Genomic DNA, 344 nt, shown 5'->3' with positions numbered 1-344 from the left:
CGCATATAGAGCAGATTTTGTGGCGATTCACCCACAGGTTGATAATAGAATGAGGCTCTTGACAACCCTAACAGTTCGCATTGTCTCGCAACTGACGGTGAATCACACCCCTTTTCAACGAGGCGTCGTTTCTGGTCAACGGAGAAGTTGCGTTTTTTTTTGAAGCCAATCCAGTTCTACCTTCAACTGACCGATTTGGCGATACAGCTCATCAACTAATTGGTCGCTATCGGTGGTTGATTTTGAGCGTTGGTTTGTAAACAGGTCTGGTAATTGGTCAAGCACCTGCTTTTTCCACTGGCTCACTTGATTGGGGTGGACACCATATTCGCTCGCTATCTGGG

General features: G+C 46.8%; 1 protein-coding gene. It reads right to left on the bottom strand.

Going from position 1 to position 344, the window contains the following annotated elements:
• Positions 1-135: 135 nt before the first annotated feature.
• On the bottom strand, positions 136-344 hold a 209-nt coding region (locus J4G02_21075; GenBank protein ID MCE2397017.1), incomplete at its 5' end, for an IS3 family transposase.

The sequence above is a fragment of the Candidatus Poribacteria bacterium genome, assembly GCA_021295755.1.
Lineage (GTDB): Bacteria > Poribacteria > WGA-4E > WGA-4E > PCPOR2b > PCPOR2b.
This window is presented reverse-complemented; position numbering and strand designations above follow the sequence as displayed.